Origin of the sequence: Mycobacterium sp. (genome assembly GCF_049802695.1) — a bacterium.
Lineage (GTDB): Bacteria > Actinomycetota > Actinomycetes > Mycobacteriales > Mycobacteriaceae > Mycobacterium.
The window spans coordinates 1-2,956 of sequence record NZ_JBARMY010000416.1 but is presented as its reverse complement, the minus strand read 5'-3'; the positions used below and the strand labels follow the sequence as shown (position 1 = coordinate 2,956).

Annotated in this window: 3 protein-coding genes; 1 reads left to right on the top strand and 2 read right to left on the bottom strand. The window is 68.5% G+C overall.

Annotated features, from left to right (window positions below):
* Positions 1–212 precede the first annotated feature (212 nt).
* The gene (locus WA317_RS16960; protein WP_425174135.1) at positions 213–1,166 is read left to right on the top strand and encodes an LCP family protein; all 954 of its coding nucleotides are present in this window, start codon (positions 213–215) and stop codon (positions 1,164–1,166) included.
* A gap of 18 nt (positions 1,167–1,184) precedes the next feature.
* On the opposite strand, the gene WA317_RS16955 is transcribed toward WA317_RS16960, so the two are convergent.
* Together WA317_RS16955 and WA317_RS16950 are read right to left on the bottom strand one after the other, a co-directional pair.
* On the bottom strand, positions 1,185–2,012 hold the full coding sequence (locus tag WA317_RS16955; protein ID WP_425174134.1) for a glycerophosphodiester phosphodiesterase: 828 nt from the start codon (positions 2,010–2,012) through the stop codon (positions 1,185–1,187).
* A gap of 4 nt (positions 2,013–2,016) precedes the next feature.
* Positions 2,017–2,956 (bottom strand): DUF4328 domain-containing protein (locus tag WA317_RS16950; RefSeq protein WP_425174133.1); only part of this gene is annotated, 940 nt, incomplete at its 5' end.

Sequence of the window (2,956 nt, the reverse complement as noted above, 5' to 3'; positions counted from 1 at the left end):
GGCGACCCTTCCCGAGTCTTTGTGCGCGGAGCTCGCTCACGAGGCGCGCGCGTCGCGATCGCTCCAGCTGGCGAGCCTCAGCAGCGTGGCGTCCGAGACACCGCGGCCGGAGATCACGCACAGGTGGCCGTCGCGGTCCGAATATCAGTGGGCATCGCACAGCGACATCCCCGCCGCCGGCCGCGGCGAAGCGCAGCAGAAAGCGCCGCCGGGTGCAAGTCGTCGCCCTGAGCGTGCTGCTCGTTGTATTGCTGGCCGGCGCCGGCGGCCTTGGCAGCGCACTGTGGCTGGATACCGCACTGCACCGCACGCCGGTGCTGGCCGACTACCCGGGCCGGCCCGTGCCGGCCCACGGAACGAACTGGCTGATCGTGGGTTCCGACAGCCGTCAGGGGCTCACCGCCGAGCAGGAGCAGGCATTGGCCACCGGCGGCGACATCGGCAACGGGCGCACCGACACGATCCTGCTGGTTCACGTCCCGGCCATCAGCTCGGGCGACCGCGCGACGATGGTGTCCATCCCCCGCGACTCCTATGTGGCGATCCCCGGTTACGGCCGCGACAAGATCAACGCGGCATTCGCGCTCGGCGGAGCGCCATTGCTGGCCCAGACGGTCGAACAGGCCACCGGGTTGCGGCTGGATCACTTCGCCGAGATCGGTTTCAGCGGTTTTGCTGCCGTAGTGGACGCTCTCGGCGGGGTCACCATGTGTCCGACTGCGCCGATTGACGATCCACTGGCCGGCATCGACCTGCCGGCCGGCTGCCGGACGCTCGACGGCCGCACCGCGCTGGGCTACGTCCGGTCCCGGGCCACCCCGCGCGCGGACCTCGACCGAATGATCGACCAGCGACGATTCATGTCGGCGCTCCTGCAGCGCGTCAGCAGCCCGGCGGTATGGCTCGATCCGCGGCGCTGGTACTCCGTTCCGCAGGCGGCGGCCGACGCGCTGACTGTCGATGCGGGCGACCACGTGTGGGCGCTGGCACGACTTGGCTGGGCACTACGCGGCTCCCCCACCGCGCTGACCGTTCCGATCGGCGACTTCACCGGGAACGACGCCGGCTCTGTGGTGGTGTGGGACCACGACGCGGCCAGGCGGCTGTTCGACGCGCTGGCGACCGACACGCCGGTGCCGCCGACCCTGATCGCCGCACAACCGTAAGCGGTGCTTCTGGCGCGGTTACGGATCTAGGTTTGCCCCGGTCAGGCCGTTCTGCAACCATGCTTTGACGCGGCCGGGGTGATGCGTGGCAAACCAGGCCACCCCGATGTCGCGGCAGAAGCGGACATCGTCGAAATGGTCGACGTTCCAGGTGTACAATGCCCTGCCCTGCGCCGCAGCCCGATCGACCAGCTCGGGGCGCTCGCGCAGCGTCGTGATCGACGGGCCCACGGCAGTCGCGCCGACCGTGCTGGCCGTCGTTCCGCCTAGATACCTGTGAGCCCTGGTCAGTAGCACCGTCGGCAACAGCGGCGCAGCGCGCCGGACCCGCCACATCGCCATTGCCGAGAACGACATCACCACCGCGCGGGATCGGTCCGCCGAAGCGGGCGTCGCGATCCCGAAACGCTGCAGCAGCGCCAGCACCTTGCTTTCCACCAGTGCGCCGTACCGAACCGGGTGCTTGGTTTCGATGAAAATCTTCACTGGCCGATGCCAGTCGAGCACCAAGGCCACCAAAGCGTCCAGCGTCAACAGGCCGGTGTCCCCGTGGGTGCCGTCAGGACGCCAGCTGCGGTGCCACGCGCCGAATTCGAGCTCGCGCAGCTGCGCCAACGTCATCGTGCTGACCAAACCTGCACCGGTGGATGTCCGCTCCAAACGGCGGTCGTGTACACACACCAGGTGGCCGTCGGAGGTCAACCGGACATCGCACTCGACGCCGTCGGCGCCTTCCTTCAGAGCCAAGTCGTAAGCAGCCAGCGTGTGTTCCGGCCGCTCGGCCGACGCTCCTCGATGCGCAACCACGAAAGGGTGCCCGGCGAGCACCTCGTCGGCCCAAGACATTTCTCTATGCTGCCGGTTCGCGGCCCTCTAACTCAACCGCTGCGGCCGATCCAGTTGCGCCGGGCCGATCGTCGCCGGCGACAACCCAACGATGAGCTGGTCGTTCGACCGGTTTGCGTTCGAATCCCTCGACCACCCGCGCAGCGGCGAGAACCGCGAACCCGGCCAGCAGATAGGCGGCCGTCGTCACCGCCGTGTTGTTGGCGATACCTTGTGCGTCCCGCGCGAACCGGGTTTCGGTAGCAAACACTGCGACCATGCCACTGATCAGCCACAGCAGCCACCACATCCACACCGCCGTACCCAAGCGCTCGTAGTGGCCCTCCGCCTTCACCAGGTCCAGCATGTAGACCAGCGGCCATATCAAAGCGACCAGAGGCAACCAGGCGACAACCAAGAAGAGTGCCATCACCGCCCAGCTGGGTTGGTCGAAAGTAGCCAGCCAGGTGGCGAACCCCAACGCGAGCAGTACCGCGACCGCCGGCGGCAGCAGACAACCGGCCCACAGCACCCAGCTACGCCGCAGCTCGGAATGGCCATGCCGGCGGAACGCGGCGGCCCGGCGCGCAATCAGCCATTGCGTCAATACGATCGCGCAGACGACCGCCGCACCCAGTGCCGCCACACTGGCGAGCACACCGAGCCAGAGTGCGACTTCGGCGACGATCGGGTTCAGCAGCGTGCTGCGGTTGATGATCAGCAGTAGGTAGCGAACCAGATGCACCAGCACGGCGATGCCCAGGACCACCACGGCGGCCGAGAGTGTGCGACGCACCACCGTCGGCGAGGCAGTCTGCTCCGGCGACGACGTCGCAGCGGTGGCTGCGTCGACACGGTCAACCAGTCCCCACCGCGGCACCACCATGTAGCGCGGCGTGGGGCCCAGTGGCCGACGCCGCGGCCGTGACGGCGGCGGTGCACCCGGGCGTACCGCGATCCACCGG

Excerpts from the sequence above, each read along its gene's own strand:
- WA317_RS16955 (WP_425174134.1), bottom strand. The coding sequence starts at position 2,012 with ATGTCTTGGGCCGACGAGGTGCTCGCCGGGCACCCTTTCGTGGTTGCG.